This is a genomic window from Nocardioides sp. NPDC054178, assembly GCF_055585005.1.
Window position 1 is genome coordinate 338267 of the sequence record NZ_JBVJKY010000005.1, and the last position, 22595, is coordinate 360861.

Here is a 22595-nt window from a genome sequence, read left to right on the forward strand (position 1 = left end):
TTGACGAGCCGACTCGACAGGAATTTCGGTCAGGGCGGGCCGACTCGACAGGAATCAGGCGGAGCCTCGCGCCGCCCAGTCACGCAGGGTGTCGATGCGGGCCTTGAGCTGGTCGGCGTTGGCGACCGCGGCGGGCGGGCCGCCGCACTCCTTGCGGAGCCGGTTGTGGGTGACGCCGTGGGGTGTCTTGGTGCGGTGGTGCCAGGCGGCGACCAGGCCGTTGAGCTCGCGGCGGAGCACGGCGAGCTGCTCGTGGGCGGCGACCGCGGCGGCGGGCTCGTCGGCAGCGACCGGCGCCGAGGCCGACTTCTGCTTGCGCGCCCGGTCGCTCTGCCGCTGCTGGAGCAGGGTCTTCATCTGGTCGGCGTCGAGGAGCCCGGGGATGCCGAGGAAGTCCATCTCCTCCTCCGAGCCGACGTGCACCTCGCCCGAGTGGCCGAACTCGCCACCGTCGAAGAGCACCCGGTCGAAGCGGGCCTCCGAGCCCATGGCCTCCCAGGCACCGAGCTCCTCCTCGGAGGCGCCCTCCTCGGCGTTGGCCGCGGCCATCAGGGCGTCCTCGGCGGCGAAGATGTCGTCCTCGCTGGTGACCTTCTTGCCCAGCACGTGGTCGCGCTGCAGCTCCAGCTCGGAGGCGAAGCCGAGCAGGTTCGGGACGGAGGGCAGGAAGACCGAGGCGGTCTCACCCCTCGTCCGTGCACGTACGAAACGCCCCACCGCCTGCGCGAAGAAGAGCGGCGTCGAGGTGGTGGTCGCGTAGACCCCGACCGCGAGCCGGGGTACGTCGACGCCCTCGGAGACCATCCGGACCGCGACCATCCAGCGGTCGTCGGACTCGGAGAACTTGGCGATCTTCTTCGAGCCGGCCTTCTCGTCGGAGAGGACGACGGTGGCCGACTCCCCGGTGATCGACTTGATCGTCTTGGCGTAGGAGCGTGCCGAGTCCTGGTCGGTCGCGATGACCAGCCCACCCGCGTCGGGGACGTGGCGGCGTACCTCGGTCAGGCGCTTGTCGGCGGCCGCGAGCACCGACGGGATCCACGATCCGCTCGGGTCCAGCGCGGTGCGCAGCGCCTGCGAGGTCAGGTCCTTGGTCAGCGGCTCACCGAGGTGGGCGGCGATCTCGTCGCCGGCGCGGGTGCGCCACTGCATCTGCCCGGAGTAGGCCATGAACAGCACCGGCCGGACGACGTGGTCGCGCAGCGCCTCGGCGTAGCCGTAGGTGTAGTCGGCCGCCGAGCGCGGGATCCCGTCCTCGCCGGGGGCGTAGGTGACGAAGGGGATCGGGTTGGTGTCGGAGCGGAACGGGGTGCCGGTCAGCGCCAGCCGCCGCGCGGCCGGCTCGAAGGCCTCCCGGACGCCCTCGCCCCACGAGAGCGCGTCGCCGGCGTGGTGCACCTCGTCGAGGATCACCAGCGTCTTGAACCGCTCGGTGCGGATCCGCATCGCGAGCGGGTTGACCGCCACCCCGGCGTACGTCACCGCGATCCCGACGTAGTCGGCCGAGGTCTTGCCCTGCCCGGCCGAGTAGGTCGGGTCGATCGCGATCCCGGCCCGCGCGGCCGCCTCGGCCCACTGGACCTTGAGGTGCTCGGTGGGCGCGACGATGGTGACCCGGTCGATCAGCCTGCGGCCTAGGAGCTCGGCGGCGACGGTCAGCGCGAAGGTCGTCTTCCCGGCGCCGGGCGTCGCGACGGCCAGATAGTCACGAGGCTGTTCGGCCAGATATTTGGACAGCGCCTCCTGCTGCCAAGCGCGCAGCTTGGGCGCAGTGCCCCACGCGGCCTTGTTGGGCCACGCAGGTGTGAGGGCGCCGGGAAGGTCGGCGCTACTCACTCGTCGTCGCCCTCGCCACCGCTCGGCGGCATCCCCTCGAAGATCTCCTTGCAGTCGGGGCAGACCGGGAACTTGGACCCGTCGCGGCTCGGCACCCACACCTTGCCGCACAGCGCGACCACGGGCGTGCCCATGACCATCGCCTCGGTCAGCTTGTCCTTCTCCACGTAGTGGGAGTAGCGGTCGTGGTCACCCTCCTCGGTGGGGACGTCCTGCTCGCGAACGTCCTCCCGTTCCTTGAGGGCTTCTTTCGTGCCGAATCCCAGGATGCCCATGCCGACCAGTCTACTGGTCTTCTAGTTGAGTTCCGGATCGGGCGGTCGCGTGGCGTGGAAGGCCAGCTCTCCGGGCTGGCGACGGAGCACCGCGGCCCACATCGAGCTCACCTCGTCGAGGAACGAGTCGTAGGGCTCGCTGTCGACGACATACCAGGACCCCTCCTCCACCTCACCCTGGAGCTGGGCGGCGCCCCAGCCGGCGTACCCGGCGAAGATGCGCAGCCGCGACAAGGTGCCGTCGACCAGCTCGACGGGCGTGTCGAGGTCGAGCAGGCCGAGGCGCCCGACCACGGGGCGGAAGCCCAGCGGCGGGTCGTCGGAGTCGACCAGGAGCGCGACCGCGATCGCGGAGTCCGTGCTCACCGGGCCGCCCTGGAAGAGGACGTCGGGATCGGCGACGGAGGTCGCCCACGGATGCAGCACCTCGGCGACCGGCACGGGCGAGGGACGGTTCAGCACCACGCCCAGCGCACCGTCGTCGTTGACCTCGATCAGGAGCACCACGGTGTCGACGAAGTTGGGGTCGCGAAGCTCAGGGGTGGCTACCAGCAGCCGCCCGGCGCGTACGTCCCTCTCCTCCGTCATGACGCCATGATCGCACCACCTGGGGTATGTCGGACGTAACAAGCAACCAACAAATGGAACGGCTCCGGGGCCGGCGCTCAGGGAGATGCGGAGGGAGTCCGCGGGAGGGAGCGCGCCGGCACCCGGAGCCTGGCTTGATGGCCCGTACGCCTTCTCAGGCCGCCGAGCGGACCGCCCGGAACATGTCGACGAGGCCGGCGAAGGGGCCGCGCTCGACGACCTCGACGGCCGGGACGTACTCAGCCCGGGCGCGCGCCTCGATCATCGAGCCGAGACGGACGCACTCGGCGTCGGCGAACGCGCCGCGGCCGGCCATGACCGCGAGGGTCAGGTGCTCCTTGGTCTGCGACTTGGCCAGTGCGTTGGCCATCGCCTCGTCGACGGGGAGCGCGTGGTAGCGGTCGAGGACCGTGCGGATGCCGGGCAGGTCGTCGGCAGCCCCGTGCCAGGCCCGGACGACGGCGTCCTCGAGGTCCATCGGCTGGTTGGCGAGCTCGGTCTCGATGCGGCCGGACAGGCGGGTGTGCCAGCGCAGCTGCAGGGCGGCGAGCAGGTCGAGCTCGTCGGTGAAGGTTTCGGTGACGCCGGGAAGATCCATGGGCAGCAGGCCGTCTCGACGCTCGTCGATGACGGCGACCACGCCGCGGAGGATCTCCCCGCGCTTGTGATGGCTGGTCCAGCTCATTGTCGGCTCCTTGCGGAAGGTGGGCACTCACATACCGTGAGTACGTACCTATAGTATTGGACATACCGACGGTATGGCCAATACCTGGGACGGTGATTCCGAACACGGCCGTTAGAGTGGGTGAGTGGCAAAGTCGTCCGTGAGCAAGCTCGTCCCCAAGGTCCCCCCGCTTCCGTCGGTGCCGGGGATGTCACGGAGGCAGCAGTTCTCCGCCTCGACCAAGAAGACGCTCGTCGAGGTCGCCGAGAGACTCTTCACCGAGCACGGCTACGCGAGCACCTCCCTGGACGCCATCGTCGCCGGGGCCGAGGTCACCAAGGGCGCGCTCTACCACCACTTCAGCGGCAAGCAGGCGCTCTACGAGGTCGTCTTCGAGAAGGTCGAGGCCGCCACCGCGCAGAGCATCGACGCCGCCATGCGCGAGACGAAGGACCCTTGGGAGCAGGCCCGAGCCGGACTGCGTACGTTCCTGGAGGCCGTCCAGCAGCCCACCTACCGCCGAATCGTCGTGCAGGAGGGGCCCGCGGTCCTCGGCTACCAGCGCTACCGCGAGCAGGAGGAGCGCTCCACCTTCACCGTCGTCGAGGACATCGTCGCCGCCGTCCTGCGGGCCGGTGACCGGACCGTCGACGACGAGATGGTCGCGACCTTCGCCCGGCTCTTCTTCGGAGCGATGTCGGCGGCCGGCGAGTCCGTCACCGAGGCCAGCGACCCCGAGGACGCGGCCGAGCGCATCGAGCTGGCCGTGACCTACCTGCTGACCGGGGTGCAGACCCTGGCGAAGCAGGGCGTCAAGGTCGAGGACATGCGCTGAGCCCTCCGGCTACCTGACGCTGACTCCACCGGGGTCGACCTGGCCGTTGCCCTCCGGGATCAGGTCCAGCCAGACCTTGCCCGGCGGGATCTCGATCGCGGCGCCGCTGGCGTCGGTGAATTTCACCGCACCCTTCTCGCCCTTCTTCACCCAGGTCGCCTCGACGATCTGGCCGGCGCGCATGATCCACGCCTTGCCACGGCCGGTGAAGTGGGAGACCGGCACGATCGCGCCGCCCGGGTCCTTGTAGGGGGCGATGGTGGTCTTGGTCTGGGCGACCACGACGGTGTCGGCGAGGAACTGGCCGCTCTTGGCCATGTAGTTGTTCTGCAGGCGGTACTTTCCACCCTTGAAGATCCAGTTGTCCGTGCGCGCCGGGGAGAACTTCACGTCGACGGCCTTGGCGGGCTTGCCACCGGCCAGCTGGGTGCTCGCGTCACCCCAGGGCATGAAGTCGCCGGGCCGCTTGGCCTTGCCGTCCTTCGCAGCGGCCTTGCCGGCCTTCGCGACCTTGCCGACCACGCTGTGCAGGAAGTCGTGGGGCTTGCTGGTGTCGCGTACGACGTAGGGGGTGGACATGTCGAGCCAGGAGATGTCGTGCTTCTTCAGCTGGGCGAAGGTGTACGGGGCCGCGCCGCTGGTCATGATCTTGGCATCGATCGGCGCGGCGATCCCAGCGTCGGTCGCTCGCATCGAACGGACCGGTCCGGCCTCCTTCGGAAGCTGGGAGTAGTACGCGACGGCCAGCCGGGTCACGCCACCCTCGACCAGCTCCTGGACGACCATGTCCGCCTTGGCGACGCCGTACTGCGGGTCGCTGGCCGAGGTGTTGTCGATCTTGACGATGTAGGCGGGGTGCTTGCGCGCGGCGGTCTGCCCCTCGGGGAGCTCGACGCCGGTCAGCGGCTCGTGGTCGGGCTCAGCCGGCGCGGACGGCGACGGCTTCGTCTCCTTGGGCTCCTCGGAGGAGCCACAGCCGGTCAGCACCAGACCCGCGGCGGCCAGCGTTGCTGCTGCTCGCAGGAGGAACCCCGGGCGGGACGTACGCATCATCGATCTCCATCTGCTTCGGCTCAGTACCAAGACGAGTGTCAGACGGTAATCGTTGCACCCAACCCGGGCGCGCCCGGGGTTCCCTGCTCGGCTGGATCAGGCGACGGTGGCGCCGCCGTCGACGTACAGGGTCTGGCCGGTGATGTAGGAGGACTCGTCGCTGGCCAGGAAGGCAGCGGCGGCGGCGATGTCGGCAGGCTCGCCGACACGCTTGACCGGGTTGGCGTCGGCCGAGAGCTTGCGGAACTCGTCCACGTCGAGCCCGAGGCGGGCCGCGGTCTGGTCGGTCATCTCGGTGGCGATGAACCCCGGCGCGATGGCGTTGACGTTGACGCCGAACGGGCCGAGCTCGAGCGCGAGGGTGCGGGTGAAGCCCTGCACGCCGGCCTTGGCGGCGGAGTAGTTGGCCTGGCCGCGGTTGCCGGTGGCCGAGGTGGAGGAGACGTTGATGATCTTGCCGTACTTCTGCTTCACGAAGACCGCCTGAGCCGCCTTCGACATCAGGAAGTGGCCCTTGAGGTGCACGTTCATGACCAGGTCCCAGTCGTCCTCGGTCATCTTGAAGAGCAGGTTGTCCCGGGTGATGCCGGCGTTGTTCATCAGGATGTGCAGGCCGCCGAGCTCCTCGACGACGCGCGCGACCGCGGCCTCGGTGTCCTCCGCCTTGGCGACGTTGGCGCCGATGCCGATCGCCTTGGCACCCTCGGCCAGCGGAAGCTTGGCGGCGGCCTCAGCGGCGGCGGCCTCGTCGAGGTCGATGATCGCGACCGAGGCGCCCTCCTCGGCAAAACGCGTGGCGACTCCGAAACCGATCCCGCGCGCTGCACCGGTGATGACTGCGACGCGTCCGTCGAAACGACCCATGACTCAAACTCCTTTGGTTGTGACCGGCCCCACGAACACGTACGGCCCCCGCCGACTGTAGCGAGGGCCGTACGTGCTGTCGCGAGGTGTCTACTGATTGGTAGGTTCTATCGATTTTCCAGCCAGGCGTCGCGCGCGGCGACGCCCAGGTCGGGCTGGTCGGTGAAGAACGCGTCGACACCGGCGTCGAGGTAGGCGCCGACCTCGCAGGCCAGATCGCCGATCGCGATCGGGTCGGTGCCCTTGCGGCACTCGACCGGGAGGTTCTTGTTCTCGGCGCGCATGGTCCAGATGACGGTCGGGAGCCCGGCGCGTTCGGCCCGGCGGGCGAGGTCGGTGGGCTCGCCGAGCGTGTTGTCGGTGGTGCGCGGGATGAAGTAGTACTTGTAGGGCGCCACCTGGTCGGCGTACTTCTTGATGCTGCGCAGGCCCTTGTCGGTGACCAGGTAGTCGTTGGTCACGCCGGTCCCGGCGACCACCTGGTCGTAGGGAGCGCCGCCGAAGTCGATCAGCTGCACCAGCTTGGTGTCGACCATGCGGTTGAGGTCCTTGAGGTTGCTGACCTCGAAGGACTGGATCACCGCCGCGGCGCGCTTGCCGCCGAGGCCGTGGCGCTTGAGGATCTTCGCGAGCGGCTCCTCCAGGGAGAGACCGATGGAGTCGAAGTACGTCGGGTGCTTCGTCTCCGGGGCGACGCCGATCGTACGGCCGGTCTCGGCCTCCTTGGCCTCGACCAGGTCGAGCACCTCCTCGAGCGTCGGCACCTCGAAGAGGCCGTCGTAGACGGTGTTGGCCGGACGGTCGCCCGGGATGCGCTCCTTGGCGCGCAGCGTCTTCAGCTCGGCGAGGGTGAAGTCCTCGGTGAACCAGCCGGTCAGCGCCTTGCCGTCGATGGTCTTGGTCGCCTTCCGACCGGCGAACTCGGGGTGGTCGGCGACGTCGGTGGTGCCGGAGATCTCGTTCTCGTGGCGGGCGACGAGCACGCCGTCCTTGGTCGAGACCACGTCGGGCTCGATGAAGTCGGCGCCCTGCTGGATGGCCAGGTCGTACGCCGCCAGGGTGTGCTCGGGCCGGTAGCCGGAGGCACCACGGTGACCGAAGACGATCGGTCCCGCGTGCTTGTGCTTGGCCGCCTGGACGGCGGTCTCGGTGGTGGCTGCCGCAGAGGCGAGGTGCGGGACCAGAACGGTCCCGGCGGCGAGTGCCGCGGCGGCGGCAAGCGCGAGAGTACGCATGCGAGTGGGGTTCAGCGTGGTCATGCCCCGATCACACCGGCCCCGGGAGTCCCTGGGGCCGGTGTGCGGTGAACGTGGCATGACGATCTGTCGAAACGCCTCAGGCCGCATCGCTCGAGTCTACGGACGGCGTACGCCGCTCGCCGATCACTTCGCGGAGCACGTCGGGGTTGTTGGTGATGATGCCGTCGACACCACGGTCGAGGACGGCGCTCATGGTCTCGGCGTCGTTGACCGTCCAGGAGTGGATGTGCATCCCGAGCGCATGCACCCGGGTGACGTAGCCCGCGTCGAAGGAGCCGAAGTGGGGGTTGATCTGGTCGGCCCAGGTGTAGCTGTCCAGGTCGGCGTAGGCCGGGGTGCCGAGCAGGCCGACGGGCATCTCGGGCTGGACCGACTTGTAGGTCTTCATCGACTCGAAGTCGAAGCTCTGCACCCCGAGCCTCCCGGCGCGGACCGCGGAGCGTACGTAGCCCGGGAACGAGTCGAACTCGGCTGCGACCTGCTTCTCGATGCCGGGGTAGAGCTCGGGCGACTTGAGCTCCATCAGGATCCCGGACCTCGTCGGACGCACCAGCCGGACCATCTCCTTCAGCGTCGGCACCGGCTCCCCCGCGTACTCCTCGCCGAACCAGGAGCCGGCGTCGAGCGTCTTGATCTCGGCGAGGGTGAAGTCCCTGACGTTCCACGGCGAGCGGCCAGGAAAGCGCTGCTCGACGTCGGTGGTGCGCGACAGGGTGGTGTCGTGCACCAGCACGAGCTCGCCGTCCTTGGTCGCCTGCACGTCCGACTCGATCCAGTCGGCGCGCTGCTCGATGCCGACGGCGAAGGCAGCGAGGGTGTTCTCCGGGGCGTACGCGCTCGCCCCTCGGTGTGCGGTGACGGTGATGTCCGCGGCCCGGTGGGCCTCGACGGCGTTGACCGCCACCGGAACGAGCATCGTGCCTGCGGCCAGCGCCACGCCGGCCAGCGTTGAGGTGAAGGTCTTGGACGCGACGGACGACAGCGACATTGCGCACTCCCGGGATCAGTGGACAACAACTGATCTCGAGTGAATCGGTCGCCGCCGACCGCGCCCCGACCTGTCGATGGCCGAAGCCGTACGCCTCGGTGAACTCAGCCAGCTGGTTCAGCCCAGCACGGCGCGCAGCCGGTCGGCGTACTCCTTCTGCTCGCCGTCGCCGTACTTGTGGCGCGGCCAGAAGAAGCCCTTGAGCCCGTCGCCGCGGGTGCGCGGGACGACGTGCAGGTGAAGGTGCGGGACCGACTGGCTGACCACGTTGTTGACCGCCACGAAGCTGCCCTGGGCGCCCAGTCCGTCGACGACCGCGGCAGCGAGGCGCTGAGCGTTCGCGACGAAGCGTCCGTGCAGGTCAGGAGGGAGATCGAGGAGCGTGGCGAGATGCTGTCTGGGCACCATCAACATGTGGCCCTTCTGCACCGGCCGGTGGTCGAGGAAGGCCAGGAAGCCGTCGTCCTCGAAGACGATCTCGGCCGCCAGGTCGCCGGCGACCACGTCGCAGAAGACGCAGCTCACGACTCATCCCCCCACGCCAGCGTGGCGACCACGAGGTCGACGGTCGGCAGGGCGAGGTCGGCGAGGTCGGGGTGGGGGAAGGAGTAGATCAACCGGGACTCGTAGAGCCGGTCGGGCGAGGCCACCCACCGCTCCCCCACGGTCGTGGTCTCCGCCTGCAGCGGGTGCCGGACCATGCCGAACGGTGCCGGCCGGCTCAGTGCGACCGCCAGCCCGGCCGGACGCCGCCCGACCCGCTGCAGCCAGTAGGCCAGGAACGCCGCGCCCTGCTCGGCGGCCGCGTCCTTGGCGGCCGCCATCCACCGCGCCCAGTCGGGCTGCTCGATCCTGGACCGCTGCACCTTCGGGAGGACCTTGTCGGCCAGGTCGGCGAGCTGGTAGTCGCGCACGTCCTCATCGGACATGTCCACGACGTACCACTCCTGCGCCTTCGGCAGCCGCAGGTCGACGTGCGGCTTGGGGCCGAGCGCCTTGAGCACGTCCCTGATGCCCGCCCGGAACCGGTTCGGCCCGGCCGGGTCGAAGGTGACGTACGCGATCTCCTCGATGTTGGCGATGAGGAACTCCCGCAGCCCGTCGGCGTTGCGCAGCTGCGCGCGCCGGCGGGTGTCCTCGGCCAGGAACGTCTCCAGCGCCTCCTGGGAGGAGAAGAGCATCGCCTCGTACGGCGGCCGGTTGCCGCGGTCCCCGGGAAAGACCCTGATCCGGGCCTCATCGAGCTGGGGAACGACAACCTGCCCCGTACGCAGCGCAGCACCGACCGCGTCGGCGTCGGCGGCAGCGAGCGCCGCCTCCAACGCACGGTTGCGGTAGCTGTCGATCATCATCCGAGGCTAACGCCTCGGATGTCGTCGAATCGGCCTAGACGGCGCCGAGACGCTGCGGCGTGTCGTCGTCGCAGGTCGCGAAGAAGTTGCCGACCTCATCGACCATGTGACTGAACGACTCCGCGGCGAAGAGCACCGGCTGGTAGTGAGTGATGTCGTAGTCGACGGTCGCCATCTGAGCGAAGTCGATCGGACGCACCTCCACCTCGTGCATCTCCTCGATCTCGCCGTAGGAGGAGAGCAACCCGGCCCCGTAAGCCTTGATGTCACCGTCCTCGTGGAGCACCCCGAACTCGATGGTGAACCAGAAGACGTCGGCGACGACCTGGAGCGCCTCCCTGGTCTCTACACGGCGCGCGGCGGCGCCGGCGAGGCGCTTGACCTCCGCGACCTGCGGGTCGGCGAGAAGGTTCCCGTGGCCGATCACCTCGTGGATGATGTCGGGCTCCGGGGTGTAGAGCGGCACGGCGTGGTGACGCAGATACTGCGTCGAGTGGAACTGCCCGTCGGCCAGGCTGCCGTAGAACTCCTCCAGCGGGACGATCCCCGCGGCCGGGACGTACTCGAAGCCGGTCAGCGGCTTCAGGCCCGCGCTCACCTCGTCGAGCTGCGGCACCCGGTCCTGGGGGAGGTTGAGAGCCTCGACCGCCGCGATGTAGTTGCGGCAGGCGTACTTGTGGTGCAGCGGTGCGATCTCTCGGCAGACCGTCCGCCAGATCTCGTTCTCCGTCTCGGTGTAGTCGATCCGGGGCACTGGCTGCCCCGGCTTCCAACCGAGCGCCGCGCCAGCGATCTCGCTGCGTCGAGCCCGGTAGTCCTGGTCTGCGAACCCGGGGTGGTTGTCCCCCAGATGCACCTCGACCTGCCCATCCTCACCCACGGTGACGGGTGAGTAGAGCTGTCCTTCCTCGAACATCCTTACCTCCATGTGACGTACGCCTCACAACCCTATCGCGCATGCCAGGAAAGGCCTCCTGTCAGGGAGATGAACAGCAGGAAGTCTTACGTTCTCAAGAGGCCGTACGAGGAAACACCGAGCACGCGCAACCAACCGACCACGCGCAACCAACCGACCACACGGACCCAACGGGAGCGGGGACATCCCCGCCGCGACGCTCCAGCAACGCGCCGCACGAGATGGGGGTGCGGGTGGCGAAGCCCCCGCCTCCGCGCGAAGCGCGGACAAATGACGAGAGCGACGTGGCTCGCGTTTTCCGCGAGCACACGCCGCCCTCGATCGAGTGGAGCTGCGGGGAATCGAACCCCGGTCCTCGAGCGCCGTGCCAGGTCTTCTCCGGGTGCAGTCTGTGGGTGGCGTTCTCTCATCCCCGGGGCTCGACGCAGACACGTCCCCGACAGGATCAGCCGACTAGATGTCCCTCATGCCCCGTCGGCATGTGCATGAGGTGGAGTCTCCTAGATGACGCCTGGATCCGAGCCGGAGACGGATACTCGGTCAGACGCTTCGATCACCGCTCAGGCGGCGAGAGCGAAGGAACTGCGCTTAGCGTTGGCAGTTATTGGTTTCCAGCGATCGTTTACGAGATGACGCTGGCTCCTCGACCCGCTTCCCCTGGGAGCAACGTCCCAAGTCGAAACCGATCAGCCCCTTTTGAGTTTTCAATGCCCGTTGTCCAGGCAGTAAGAGAACACTACAGGCCCCTGCCCGCATTCCCCACTCGGTTATTGCCGCCGCAGGCGACCGCTACCCCTTCATCCCCTTGAGCTTGCGCCCGACCTCGACCTCGGCCTCCCGCTTGGCCGTACGCTCGGCGATCGTGTTGCGCTTGTCCCACGACTTCTTGCCCTTGGCGACGCCGATCTCGACCTTGGCGCGGCCGTTGAGGAAGTAGAGCGCGAGGGGGACGACGGTGAGGCCCTTCTCGGCGACCTTGCGCTCGATCTTGTCGATCTCGGCACGGTGCAGGAGGAGCTTGCGCTTGCGCCGGGCGGCGTGGTTGGTCCAGGTGCCGTTGAGGTATTCGGGGATGTGGATCCCGTGGATCCAGGCCTCGCCGCGGTCGATGTCGACGAAGCCGTCGACCAGGGAGGCGCGACCCTCACGCAGCGACTTCACCTCGGTGCCCTGCAGGACCATGCCGGCCTCGTAGGTGTCCTCGATGTGGTAGTCGTGTCGCGCCTTCTTGTTCTGCGCGATCATCTTGCGCCCCTGCTCCTTCGCCATTCGTCCATTCTCTCAGGAGGACGGTCACGACCGCGAAACGTTTAGCCGGCCCAACGATCAGCCGATGAGCGGCATCGGGTCGACCGGGGTCCCGTCGCGCAGGATCGTGAAGTGCAGGTGGCAGCCCGTGGACCAGCCGGTGGTGCCGGCGTACGCCACGGTGTCACCGCGCCCGACGGTCCCCGAGCGCGCGGCGTAGCTGGAGATGTGGTTGTAGACGGCGGTGTAGGAGTGGCCGTTGACCTGGCCGAGATAGAGGTGCAGGCGGTTGCCCCACACGCTCGAGTAGGAGGTCGAGATGATCTGCCCGGAGTCGACAGCGCGCAGCGGGACACCGCACGGCGCGTGGAAGTCGGTGCCGTTGTGCAGGGAGACGTAGCCGTAGATCGGGTGCTTGCGGATGCCGTAGGGCGAGGTGACGTAGGTGTCGCTCACCGGCATCGTGAAGAGACCGCCGACCGAGCCGACGTTGCGGTCGGCCCCGGACCCGGCGGAGGCGAGCGAGCGGATCTTCGTACGCAGCGCCGACTCCTCGGCCTCGAGCTTGCGCAGCTCGGCGGCGTCCGCCGCCCTGGCCGCCTCGGCCGACCGCTTCGCGGTGGCTGCCTGGTCGGCGAGCGTGGACATCTCGGCGTGCGCCGCGGCGGCCTGGTCCCGGAGCGAGTCGACCTCGGCGACGAGCTCCCGGGCCTTCTTCTCCTTGGCCGCGATCGCGTCGGTCGCCTCCTGCACCTCGCCCTCGCGGACCACGAGCATCGTCTCGGTCGCCTCCATCCGCTGGAGGGTGGCGTCCTGGCCCGCGGAAGCCGCCTCGACGTACGTCTGCTGGCGCATCAGGTCCTCGAGCGAGCCTCCGGAGAGCAGGGCCGCCGCCTGGGCGAGCCGCGGGTCTCCCCCGGTGAACCGGGTCAGGATCTCGTCACGCATCTCCTCGCGCTGCACCTTGACCTCGGCCTGGCCCTCGGCGAGCTCCCGCTTCGCCTCGGCGAGCAGCCGCTTCTGCTCGGCGAGCTCGGCCTCGAGCTCGGCATGGGCGGCCTGTGCCTCCGCGAGCCTGGCGTTGAGCTCGTCGAGACGGCTCTGGGCCCGGTCGAGCTTCTTCCGGGCAGCGTCGTACGTCGCCGATGCCTCGCGCAGCCCCTTGCTGGAGTGCTCCAGGTCCTCGGCAGCGGCCTTCTGGTCCCGCTGGACCTCCCGCTGCTCCTGCTCGAGCCGGTCCTTCTCGTCCGCTGAGGACGGCAAGGACGGCGAGAGCAGGACGGTAGCCACCACTGCGCAGCTGAGCGCAGCAGCCAGCCGACCGGCACGGGGGAAGGCGCGCACGGATCAACCTCGGTCTGTGGGAAGTGTTACCGAACGACGGTAGGGGATCCGGATCAGACCTTGATGTATTTCCTCGTGAGCAAGAGTGTCGGGACGAGCGTCAGCAGGATGCCGAGGATCGCGACGATCGCGAAGGAGCTGAAGAACTCCTCCCAGCCGACCCACTGGGTCACCGCGGTGGCGGAGAGCCGCTGCTCGACGCCGAAGTACATCACCGCGGCCAGCGCGATCCCGGACAGCCCGATCCCGACCAGGGCCACCACGAGCGACTCCAGGAGGAACGGCAGCGCGATGTAGAGGGTCGAGGCGCCGACCAGCCGCATGATCCCGATCTCGCGGCGGCGGGCGAAGGCGGCCAGCCGGATGGTGTTGGCGACCAGCAGCAGCGCCGCGATGACCAGCACGATCGCGCCGACCAGGGCCGCGCTCTGCAGCCCGTCGACCGCGGCCAGGATAGGCCCGGTGACCTCGTGGACGTCGCCGACGTGGTCGATGCCGTCCAGGCCGGCGACCGCCTCGATGATCTCGGCGGAGTGGTGCGGGTCGGTCATCGTGACCCAGTAGGACTCCCACATGTCGCTGGACTTCACCACCGGGTCCGGACCGCTGACGCCTTCGACGTCGAGAGCCTGCAGCCGCTTGTAGGCCTGCTCCTGGCTCTCCTCCTCGATCTTGTCGACGTAGCGGTTGTCGTCGAGGGCGTCGGTGATGACCTTCTTCTGGCTGTCGTCGACGGCGCCGGCGCACTGCGGGTTGCGGTCGTTGGCGCCGTTGCACATGTAGAAGGTGATCTGCAGCTCGTCACCCCAGACCTCCTCGGTCAGCTGGGCCTGCTCACGAAGCAGCAGGCCGACGCCGGCGAGGGTGAGCGAGACGAGCAGCGTCAGGGCCACCGCGACGTGCATCGACAGGTTGCGGCGTAGCCCCTGGCGGAGCTCGGTGAATACATAGCGCAGCTGCATGACGGGTCGAGAAACCTTTTCTGGGCGTTGAGCCTGGTCGGGGTGAGGGGGCGGGCTCAGAACTGAGCGCCGTACCCGCCCTGCACCTGGTCGCGTACGAGGTGGCCGTGCTCGAGCTCGATGACGCGCTTGCGCATCTGGTCGACCATCTGGACGTCGTGGGTCGCCATCACGATGGTGGTGCCGGACCGGTTGATCCGGTCGAGCAGACGCATGATGCCGACGGTGTTGCCGGGGTCGAGGTTTCCGGTGGGCTCGTCGGCGATCAGGATCATCGGCCGGTTGATGAACGCGCGGGCGACGGCGACGCGCTGCTGCTCGCCACCGGAGAGCTCGTCGGGCATCCGGTCGCCCTTGCCGTCGAGACCGACCAGCTCGAGCGTCTCCGGGACGCGCTGCTGGATCTCGCGGTTGGAGTGACCGGTCACCTGCATCGCGAAGGCGACGTTCTCGGCGACGTTCTTGTTGGCCAGCAGGCGGAAGTCCTGGAAGATCGTGCCGACCTGGCGGCGCAGCCGCGGCACCTTCCAGCCGGCGAGCCGGTTGATCTCCTTGCCGGCGACGTAGACCCGGCCGGTGGTCGGTCGCTGCTCGCGCAGCATCAGCTTGAGCGCCGTCGACTTCCCCGAGCCGGACTGGCCCACGAGGAAGACGAACTCCCCCTTCTGGATGTCGATCGAAAGGCTGTTGAGGGCGGGGCGCGCCTGCCCTGGGTAGGCCTTGCTGACCTTCTCGAAGCGGATCACCGCACCGAGGGTAGTGCAACGGTGGGTGGGCTCAACACTTCGGCTCTGAGATACCTGCCCCTGTACTCTGACGGCGTGCGCTCTGCAGTCCGGATTCTCATCGGTGCCGTGGTCCTCACCGCGATCGCGGTCGGGGTCGGCGTGCTCACCCTGAAAGACGACGAGCCCGAGGTCCCCGAGGTGAAGGGCGACCTCAGCACCGCTGACACCACCACGATGCACGTACGCCGCGGCGCGTTCTGCGACCGGGTCCCGACCGAGGACGCGACCGAGGCCCTCGGCGGCGCGGCCACCGAGAAGAAGGCCTACGGCGACGGCGACCAGACCGCCATCTCGAGCCAGGTCAGCGACGTCGCCCAGGAGTACGGCTGCATCTGGACCGGCCCGGAGGGCTCGGCCACCTCGGCGCGAGCCTGGGTCTTCGCCCCGCCGGTGACCCTGGACTGGGCCACGCAGATGACCAAGAGCGTGCCCAAGGGCTGCAAGGCCGCCTCCACACCGGCGTACGGAAAGCCGTCGGTGACCCTCACCTGCACCGACGCGAAGAAGCAGCCGAAGGTGGTCTACCGCGGCCTCTTCGGCGACGCCTGGCTCTCCTGCGAGCTCACCGGCAAGGCCGGCGAGCCGACCGCGACGCTGCAGAAGCGCGCCTCCCGCTGGTGCCTGGTCACCCTCACCGCGGCCGCCGCCTGACTCCTGCCCGCGCCGATCGGGCCTGCGAAACCGGCGCGTCGTTTGCATCGACCCAAAGTCGAGTGCTTTAATCGACTTAGTCGCTCGGGCCGGGTAGGCACCTCACCGGGCGGCGTGCGCCGCCGCGGGCACTGAGTCAGAGCAGAGCCGGCTGGCGAGAGCGGGTGGGGTCCTTAGGGATGGGGACCCCACCCGCGACGCGGGGCTCGTCGCCTCCAGCCCGCGACGCGAGCCAGGCCAGGACGGTGTCGGCGAACTCGGCAGGCTGGTTGCGATGCACGAAGTGACCCACGTCGAAGTGGACGAGATCGGCCTTCGGGATCCGCCGGGCGACCTTCTCGAGGTCCGCGAGCGGGATGTGGCTGTTGCCGCCACCGGCCACGATCAGCGTCGGCATGGGCAGCAGCTCGAGCTGCGCCCACATCCAGGCGTCATACGTCGTCGCCTCGACCAGCAGGGACGCGATGCACTCCCAGTCGTGGGGCGTCGGCCTGGCCGCGCGCCCGGGCGACCGGCGCTCGCGCGGCGCGGGCGGCACGACGTCCTCGATGACGAGCCGGGAGACCAGGTCGGGTCGGTGCATCGCGACCAGGAGGGCGACGTTGCCGCCGGTCGAGTGGCCGACGACCACGGCACCCGAGATCCCGAGCGCGTCCATCGCGACGATGACGTCGTCGGCGATGAGCCGGTGGGAGTACTCCGAGGCCCAGTCCGAGTCCCCGTGACCACGCAGGTCGAAGGCATGGACCCGGTGCCCGACCGCGAACGGCGGCACCACCCCCTGCCACCTCTTCGCACTGCCTCCGAGCTCGTGCAACAGCACCATCGGCACCCCGTCCTCGGGGCCGCAGGCGTCATAGACGTACGCCGCCCCGCGGCCCGGGAGTGGAAGCCTGGTGCGCGTCAGCGCAACCATCAGGTCAGTTCTGGTCGGCCTTCTCGGCGCCGCGGCGCCACCGGATGCCGGCCTCGAGGAACCCGTCGATGTCCCCGTCGAAGACCGCCTGGGGGTTGCCGGTCTCGTAGGACGTACGCAGATCCTTGACGATCTGGTAGGGGTTGAGGACGTAGTTGCGCATCTGGTCGCCCCAGGATGCGGCGACGTCGCCCTTGAGCTCCTTGAGGTGCGCCTCCTCCTCGGCCTTCTTCAGCGCGAGCAGCTTGGCCTTGAGGACGATCATCGCGGCGGCCTTGTTCTGCAGCTGCGACTTCTCGTTCTGGCAGGAGACCACGGTGCCGGTGGGGATGTGGGTCAGCCGCACCGCCGAGTCGGTGGTGTTGACCGACTGGCCGCCGGGGCCCGAGGAGCGGTAGACGTCGACCTTGATGTCGTTCTCGTCGAGCTCGATCTCGTCGGTCTGCTCCAGCACGGGCACGACCTCGACCGCGGCGAAGGAGGTCTGCCGACGACCCTGGTTGTCGAAGGGGCTGATCCGCACCAGGCGGTGGGTGCCGGCCTCGACGGAGAGGGTGCCGTAGGCGTAGGGGGCGTGGATCGCGAAGGTGGCGGACTTGAGCCCGGCCTCCTCGGCGTAGGAGGTGTCGAAGACCTCCACGGGGTACTTGTTGCGCTCGGCCCAGCGGACGTACATCCGCATCAGCATCTCGGCGAAGTCGGCGGCGTCGACGCCACCGGCGCCGGAGCGGATCGTGACCAGGGCCTCGCGGGAGTCGTACTCCCCCGAGAGCAGGGTGCGGATCTCCAGGCTCTCGACGGCCTTCTTGACCCGGCCGAGCTCGGCCTCGGACTCGGCGAGCGTGTCGGCGTCGCCCTCCTCCTGAGCCATCTCGACCATCAGGCCGAGGTCCTCGATGCGGGTGGCGAGCTCGGTGAACTTGTTGAGCTCTCCCTGCAGCAGGGAGAGACGTCCGGTGACGCGGGTGGCGTTGTCCTGATCGTCCCAGAGGTCGGGCGCGGCGACCTGCTCGCCGAGGTCGGCGATCTCCTTGCGCATCGCGTCCAGGTCCAGCACCTGGCCGATGGTCTGCATCGTTGCCTGGAGCTGCTTGATCTCGGTGTCGAATTCGGGGCCTGCCACGTCTTACAGGTTACTTGACGCCTGGTGCCGCACCCGATTCGCCGACCCACTCCTCCTCCCCGAGTTATGCGCTCGCCCTCCGGTACGGGGACCGGAGGGCGAGCGCCAGGGGGATATGTGGGGTGAGGACCCCGAGAACCTCAGGCCTGGTGGGTCGAACCGGCGAACCAGCCGTCCCAGGCGGCCTCTTCACGAACGGACGCGCCCGGCTTGGGGGCGTGCAGCATGATCGCCTGACCATTCTCCCACCGCAGGAAGATGCCGACGTGGTAGACGGGGCTCCCCCAGAACATCAGGTCGCCGCGCTGGATCTGGTCGTTCGGGACCGTCGGCAGGGCAGCGGCCTGGTCCCGGGAGACCCGGGGAAGCTCGATGCCGGCGGCGCTGAAGGCGTACTGCGTCAGGCCGGAGCAGTCGAACGAGCTGGGACCGGTGGCACCCCAGACGTACGGGTCGCCGATCTGCTCCGAGGCGACGCTGATCGCGCGCTCGATCTTGCCCTCCCGGCTCGCGGCGAAGGCCTTCGCCTCGGCCTCGGCCTTCTTCTTCGCCTCGGCGGCCTTCTTGGCGGCGATCGCCGCCTTGCGCTTCGCCTCGGCCGCCTTGCGGGCTGCCTCGGCCTTGCGCTCCTGCACCTCGACAGCCCTCTCGAGCTGCTTGATGTCGGTGAGCATCGCCGTGGGGGTGGCCGAGGCCTCCAGGGTCGGAGCCTCCACCACCTTGGCCGCCTCGACGGTGGACTCGACGGTGGTCGTGTCGTGGGAGACGGGGGCTGCTGCGTTGGCGGCGGGCACCGCCACCAGGGCGCCGGCGGCGATGCCGCTGGCAAGGGTGATGCGGCCGATGAGCTTGCTGTGGCCGCTGATGGATCCTGCGATCGTCCGGGCGATCGAGGCGTTCGGCGACCGGAGCGGGCGCGGCGTGCCTCGATGGGCAGGAGGAGATACGGACTTGGACATGCGTGAGTTCCTTCCCACGCCTGCGAGGTGAGCTGTCGGGTTCGGGCTAGAAGGTTGCCCGGCCATCGTGCGATGGCTTCACCCCAAGCGACCGTCCGAGTTAGTCGCGTGGAACTTGGGTCCCCCGCTCCTGTCCCATACGTACTGCTGAATGTGAGGGTGATGGGGGTTCAGTCGTAGGGGCCGGCTTCCGGAGGGACAGGATTCGGCGTGTACCGGGGCCGGTCGTGCGTTCTGCACGGCTCAACCAAGGTGACACGCGATCTGGGACGGATCCAATCCCGCATGCTCGCTCCTCGAGCACATTCCGCGTGGTTACGCGTGTTTTTGCCGTCGTTTGTGAGTCATCTCACGCGTTGAACCCGCATATGACGCCGTGTCGGACTTGCGTTTACTCCGCTGCTTCGAGACGGAAACCGACGCCGCGGACCGCGACGACCTTCTCCTGGACACCGGCCGCCTCGAGCTTCTGGCGCAGGCGTCCGACGGTGACGTCGAGCGTCTTGGTCGAGCCGTACCAGTTCTCGTCCCAGACCTCGGCCATCAGCCGGTCACGGGAGACGACCTTGTCGCGGGAGGCGGCCAGGACGGCCAGGAGCGCGAACTCCTTGCCGGTCAGGGTCACCTCGCGCTCGCCGGCGTAGACCCGGTGGGCAGCCACGTCGATGCGCAGAGCGTCGTCGTCGGCGCCGGGCTCGACCGGACCCGAGCGGCGCAGGAGGGCGCGGACCCGCGCCTGGAGGACGGCCAGCGCGAACGGCTTGGCCAGGTAGTCGTCGGCACCGGCGTCGAGACCGACCACCAGGTCGATCTCGGCGTCACGGGCGGTGAGGATCATGATCCCGCCCTCGTAGCCGTTGTCACGGGCGGCCTTGCAGACCTCGAGGCCGTCCATGTCCGGAAGGCCGAGGTCGAGCAGCACCAGCTCGGCGTCGTAGGGAGGCGCCAGCAGCTCCAGCGCCTTCTTGCCGGAGTCGACCCAGGTGACGTCATAGCCCTCACGCTGGAGCGTGCGCACCAGGGGAGCAGCGATGTCCTCTTGGTCTTCTACGACAAGCACGGAGTTCGACATGAAGAGAACAATAGTTACAGCCCCGTAGGGCTTGTGAAGAGATCCCCCCTTTCAGATAAGCGCGTGATCACATTGTTAGGTCCCAGCTGATCGATGCCGAGCGGATCCTCGGCCCCTTCGGTGACCTCGTCCCAGGTGACCGGGGCCGCGACCGTCGGGATCTCCTTGCCCCGCAGCGAGTACGGGCAGATCGTCGTCTTCGACCCCGAGTTCTGCGACCAGTCCAGGAAAACCTTGCCTGACCTGCGACTTTTGGTCATCGTCGCGGTGACCTTGCGCGGGTGGGCCTTCTGGAGCTCCTCGGCGACCTCCTTGGCCAGCGCCGTGGCGACGTCCGGCTCGACGGGCTCCGGCAGGGCGGCGTACAGGTGCAGGCCCTTGCTTCCGCTCAGCACCGGGGTCGCGGAGAGATCTCGGGCGCCGAGCGCCTCGCGCACGAGCAGCGCCACCTCGCAGCACTCCTGCAGACCGGCCGGCTCGCCCGGGTCGAGGTCGATCACGATCCGGTCGGCCCCGGCCGGAGTGCCGTCGGCGCCGACCGTCCACTGGTGGACGTGCAGCTCCAGCGCGGAGAGGTTCGCGGCCCAGGTGAGAGCGGCGAGGCTGTCGAGGATCGGAAAGGTGAGTGTTCCCTCTTTGTGGTCGGCGGTTCGCGAACCCGTTGTCGGGACGGTGACGGTGCGGACCCAGCTCGGGGTGCCGGCCGGGGCGTTCTTCTCAAAGAACGACATGTCGCCGACGCCGTGCGGCCAACGGATCCTCGTCACCGCACGGTCCGCGAGCTGGGGAAGGAGCGCCGAGGCGACCTGGGCGTAGTAGTTGAGCACCTCCCCCTTCGTCATGCCGGTGCGTGGATAGAGCACCTTGCTGAGACTGGTCAGGGTCAGGACGCGCCCGTCGACCTCGACGCGTACCTCTTCTCGTTCGACCATCACAGATCCTCCGGTGAGACGTCGTCCCTGATCCCGATGAAGCTCGGCTGCCGCAGCCGGCCCTTGTAGCTCGACGCCGCGACGGCGCTGCCGTGGGTCTCCACCTCGACGACGAGGAGCGGCTCGACCCAGTGGGTGCCCCGGGCGTCGATCGACGGCACTCCGCCGTCGGGGTCGACGTCGGGGCCGGCGAAGGGGCTGTGGCCGGTCTCGCGGAGCAGCTCCCCGAGCCGCTGGGCGCGCTTGCCGGTGATGCCGCTGCCGACCCGCCCGCGGTAGATCAGACCCTCGGGCGTCGGCTGCCCGACGAGCAGGGCGCCGAGACGTTCGGTGCCGCCCTCGGTGCCCACCTCGGGCCGCCAGCCGCCGACCACCAGGGAGGCCCGGTAGCGGTGGGCCAGCTTCACCCAGTCCTTGCTGCGTTCGCCGGGCCGGTAGCGGCTGCTCCGCCGCTTGGACACGATCCCCTCCAGCCCCTGCGCCCGCGTCACCTCGTGGAGCATCCGGCCGTCGTCGTACGTCGGCGGCACCTGCCAGCTCGACAGCTCCCCGCTCTCGAAGAGGTCCTCGAGGAGCTGGCGGCGCGCGGTCCACGGCTCCTCGATGAGCAGCCGGCCGTCGAGACGGAGGAGATCGAAGACCATGTACGTCGCCGGGATCCGCTCCGCGAACCGTGCCGCCCGGCGGGCGTCGCGGTTGTGCATCCGGTCCATGAGCACCCGGAAGTCGGGCAGCCCGGCGTCGTTGAGCGCGATCACCTCGCCGTCCACGACGATGTCGCGTTCCGGGCCCGTCGCGATCTCAGGCCAGGCCGGGGTGGCGTCGTTGCCGTTGCGCGTGGCGAGCCGGGTCTGCGTACGTCCTGGCTCGGACTCTCCGACGAGCCGGATCCCGTCCCACTTGACCTCGTGCACCCACTCCTCCCCCGGTGGCACGTGGGCGCCGGGGGTGGCCAGCATGGGACGCATGCCTCCATCTTGCCCCGGCGGAGGCCTCACGCCGCGCAGATCCGGCCCGATCGCGCCGCCGTCTCATCGAGGTCGTGCGGGGGAATGATCTTCCCCAAATTCGGATACCGGCAGATACTGGCTTATCAGATGCCATTTTGATGAGGGGATTCACGATGCGTGCGATCTGGAAGGGCGCGGTCTCGTTCGGGCTGGTCAGCGTGCCTGTGAAGCTCTACTCGGCGACGGAGTCGCACGACGTCTCGTTCCGTCAGGTGCACCAGGCCGACGGGGGCCGGATCCGCTACCAGCGGATCTGCTCGATCGACGGCGAGGAGGTGCCCTACTCCGAGATCGCGAAGGGCTATGAGACCGAGGACGGCGAGATGGTCGTGCTCACCGACGACGACTTCGCCAACCTGCCGACCACCTCCTCCCGCGAGATCGCGGTGGAGAAGTTCGTGCCGAGCGACCAGATCGACCCGATGCTCTTCGAGAAGAGCTACTACCTGGAGCCGGAGAACACCGGGGTCAAGCCGTACGCGCTGCTGCGCCAGGCCCTGCTCGACGCCGACCGGGTCGCACTGGTGACCGTCGCGCTGCGCCAGCGCACCACGATCGCGGCGCTGCGGGTGCGGCCGACCGACAACGGTGACGTGATCGTGCTGCAGACGATGATGTGGCCCGACGAGATCCGGGTGCCCGACTTCAAGGTCGAGGCCGGCGAGATCAAGGACTCCGAGATCAAGATGGCCAACATGCTCGTCGAGACGCTCGCGGGCGACTTCCACCCCGAGGAGTTCTCCGACGACTACGCCAGTGCCGTCGAGGAGATGGTGAAGGCCAAGATCGAGGGTGGCGAGGTCGAGCGGACCCCCACCTCCACCAAGACCTCCGGCGAGGTCGTCGACCTGCTCGCCGCCCTGCAGCGCTCGGTCGCCGCGGCCAAGAAGTCGCGCGGCGAGGAGGTCCCCGAGGAGGCCGAGGAGAAGAAGACGAAGAAGTCGAAGGCGTCCTAGGGAG

24 protein-coding genes, 1 other RNA gene and 1 riboswitch are annotated in these 22595 nt (G+C 68.9%); of the genes, 3 read left to right on the plus strand and 22 right to left on the minus strand.

All coding sequences use genetic code 11. The features are described 5' to 3' along the window. Positions 1-54 precede the first annotated feature (54 nt). From ACZ6WN_RS20115 to ACZ6WN_RS20130, 4 genes are all read right to left on the minus strand, one after another. Positions 55-1836, minus strand: coding sequence for a DEAD/DEAH box helicase (locus tag ACZ6WN_RS20115; RefSeq protein WP_465867043.1), 1782 nt, complete (start codon positions 1834-1836; stop codon positions 55-57). Further along, positions 1833-2111: a DUF3039 domain-containing protein gene (locus tag ACZ6WN_RS20120; protein ID WP_465867045.1), complete on the minus strand. Its 279-nt coding sequence runs from the start codon at positions 2109-2111 to the stop codon at positions 1833-1835. Before ACZ6WN_RS20120 ends, ACZ6WN_RS20115 begins: the two co-directional genes overlap by 4 nt. A gap of 21 nt (positions 2112-2132) precedes the next feature. Further along, positions 2133-2699: a YqgE/AlgH family protein gene (locus tag ACZ6WN_RS20125; protein WP_465867047.1), complete on the minus strand. Its 567-nt coding sequence runs from the start codon at positions 2697-2699 to the stop codon at positions 2133-2135. Positions 2700-2853: 154 nt separating this feature from the next. Then, positions 2854-3384: a hypothetical protein gene (locus tag ACZ6WN_RS20130; RefSeq protein WP_465867049.1), complete on the minus strand. Its 531-nt coding sequence runs from the start codon at positions 3382-3384 to the stop codon at positions 2854-2856. Between the two features lie 124 nt (positions 3385-3508). Between ACZ6WN_RS20130 and ACZ6WN_RS20135 the strand changes: the two genes are divergently transcribed. Beyond that, positions 3509-4198 (plus strand): TetR/AcrR family transcriptional regulator, encoded by a 690-nt coding sequence (locus tag ACZ6WN_RS20135; RefSeq protein ID WP_350664140.1) that lies wholly within the window; start codon positions 3509-3511, stop codon positions 4196-4198. A gap of 9 nt (positions 4199-4207) precedes the next feature. Here ACZ6WN_RS20135 and ACZ6WN_RS20140 read toward each other — a convergent pair whose 3' ends face one another. From ACZ6WN_RS20140 to ftsE, 12 genes are all read right to left on the minus strand, one after another. Continuing rightward, complete coding sequence (locus ACZ6WN_RS20140) at positions 4208-5248, minus strand: DUF3048 domain-containing protein (RefSeq protein WP_465867051.1); 1041 nt, start codon at positions 5246-5248, stop codon at positions 4208-4210. Positions 5249-5347: 99 nt separating this feature from the next. Further along, positions 5348-6115 (minus strand): SDR family NAD(P)-dependent oxidoreductase, encoded by a 768-nt coding sequence (locus tag ACZ6WN_RS20145; protein ID WP_465867052.1) that lies wholly within the window; start codon positions 6113-6115, stop codon positions 5348-5350. A 107-nt stretch (positions 6116-6222) separates the two neighbouring features. Further along, positions 6223-7374 carry a glycerophosphodiester phosphodiesterase gene (locus ACZ6WN_RS20150; protein WP_465867053.1) on the minus strand — a complete coding sequence of 384 codons (1152 nt, stop codon included), beginning with the start codon at positions 7372-7374 and terminating at the stop codon, positions 6223-6225. Positions 7375-7450: 76 nt separating this feature from the next. Then, entirely contained in the window at positions 7451-8362 is a 912-nt protein-coding gene (locus ACZ6WN_RS20155; RefSeq protein ID WP_465867054.1) for a glycerophosphodiester phosphodiesterase, read from the minus strand. 117 nt (positions 8363-8479) lie between these two features. Further along, a complete protein-coding gene (locus tag ACZ6WN_RS20160; RefSeq protein ID WP_465867056.1) occupies positions 8480-8887 on the minus strand; it encodes an HIT family protein in 408 nt (135 codons plus the stop codon). Next, positions 8884-9711 (minus strand): hypothetical protein, encoded by an 828-nt coding sequence (locus tag ACZ6WN_RS20165; RefSeq protein WP_465867057.1) that lies wholly within the window; start codon positions 9709-9711, stop codon positions 8884-8886. The genes ACZ6WN_RS20160 and ACZ6WN_RS20165 overlap by 4 nt, the downstream gene beginning before the upstream one ends. Before the next feature lie 37 nt (positions 9712-9748). After that, complete coding sequence (locus tag ACZ6WN_RS20170; RefSeq protein WP_465867058.1) at positions 9749-10630, minus strand: phenylalanine 4-monooxygenase; 882 nt, start codon at positions 10628-10630, stop codon at positions 9749-9751. A 323-nt stretch (positions 10631-10953) separates the two neighbouring features. Then, positions 10954-11324, minus strand: a transfer-messenger RNA (tmRNA) gene (gene ssrA, locus ACZ6WN_RS20175). 95 nt (positions 11325-11419) lie between these two features. Further along, the gene (smpB, locus tag ACZ6WN_RS20180) at positions 11420-11899 is read right to left on the minus strand and encodes an SsrA-binding protein SmpB (RefSeq protein WP_008358688.1); all 480 of its coding nucleotides are present in this window, start codon (positions 11897-11899) and stop codon (positions 11420-11422) included. Between the two features lie 57 nt (positions 11900-11956). Beyond that, positions 11957-13222, minus strand: coding sequence for a peptidoglycan DD-metalloendopeptidase family protein (locus ACZ6WN_RS20185; protein ID WP_465867059.1), 1266 nt, complete (start codon positions 13220-13222; stop codon positions 11957-11959). A gap of 53 nt (positions 13223-13275) precedes the next feature. Then, on the minus strand, positions 13276-14184 hold the full coding sequence (ftsX, locus tag ACZ6WN_RS20190; RefSeq protein WP_465867061.1) for a permease-like cell division protein FtsX: 909 nt from the start codon (positions 14182-14184) through the stop codon (positions 13276-13278). A gap of 56 nt (positions 14185-14240) precedes the next feature. Beyond that, a complete protein-coding gene (gene ftsE, locus ACZ6WN_RS20195) occupies positions 14241-14930 on the minus strand; it encodes a cell division ATP-binding protein FtsE (RefSeq protein ID WP_357338891.1) in 690 nt (229 codons plus the stop codon). A 75-nt stretch (positions 14931-15005) separates the two neighbouring features. Here ftsE and ACZ6WN_RS20200 point away from each other — a divergent pair, with 75 nt between their 5' ends. After that, positions 15006-15623 (plus strand): hypothetical protein, encoded by a 618-nt coding sequence (locus ACZ6WN_RS20200; RefSeq protein ID WP_465867062.1) that lies wholly within the window; start codon positions 15006-15008, stop codon positions 15621-15623. Positions 15624-15759: 136 nt separating this feature from the next. Here the strand turns inward: ACZ6WN_RS20200 and ACZ6WN_RS20205 are convergent, their stop codons facing one another. From ACZ6WN_RS20205 to ACZ6WN_RS20230, 6 genes are all read right to left on the minus strand, one after another. Then, entirely contained in the window at positions 15760-16539 is a 780-nt protein-coding gene (locus ACZ6WN_RS20205) for an alpha/beta fold hydrolase (RefSeq protein WP_465867064.1), read from the minus strand. A 4-nt stretch (positions 16540-16543) separates the two neighbouring features. Further along, entirely contained in the window at positions 16544-17662 is a 1119-nt protein-coding gene (prfB, locus tag ACZ6WN_RS20210; protein ID WP_465867066.1) for a peptide chain release factor 2, read from the minus strand. A gap of 140 nt (positions 17663-17802) precedes the next feature. Continuing rightward, the gene (locus ACZ6WN_RS20215) at positions 17803-18621 is read right to left on the minus strand and encodes a C40 family peptidase (protein WP_465867067.1); all 819 of its coding nucleotides are present in this window, start codon (positions 18619-18621) and stop codon (positions 17803-17805) included. A 2-nt stretch (positions 18622-18623) separates the two neighbouring features. Next, positions 18624-18780: riboswitch (cyclic di-AMP (ydaO/yuaA leader) on the minus strand. A gap of 232 nt (positions 18781-19012) precedes the next feature. Further along, the gene (locus ACZ6WN_RS20220; RefSeq protein WP_176884042.1) at positions 19013-19693 is read right to left on the minus strand and encodes a response regulator transcription factor; all 681 of its coding nucleotides are present in this window, start codon (positions 19691-19693) and stop codon (positions 19013-19015) included. 14 nt (positions 19694-19707) lie between these two features. After that, positions 19708-20625, minus strand: a complete 918-nt coding sequence (ligD, locus tag ACZ6WN_RS20225) for a non-homologous end-joining DNA ligase (protein WP_465867068.1) — start codon at positions 20623-20625, stop codon at positions 19708-19710. Next, positions 20625-21593 (minus strand): ATP-dependent DNA ligase, encoded by a 969-nt coding sequence (locus ACZ6WN_RS20230; RefSeq protein WP_465867070.1) that lies wholly within the window; start codon positions 21591-21593, stop codon positions 20625-20627. Before ACZ6WN_RS20230 ends, ligD begins: the two co-directional genes overlap by 1 nt. 155 nt (positions 21594-21748) lie before the next feature. On the opposite strand from ACZ6WN_RS20230, the gene ku reads away from it, so the two are divergent. Further along, positions 21749-22591 carry a non-homologous end joining protein Ku gene (gene ku / locus ACZ6WN_RS20235; RefSeq protein WP_357338884.1) on the plus strand — a complete coding sequence of 281 codons (843 nt, stop codon included), beginning with the start codon at positions 21749-21751 and terminating at the stop codon, positions 22589-22591. Positions 22592-22595 lie beyond the last annotated feature (4 nt).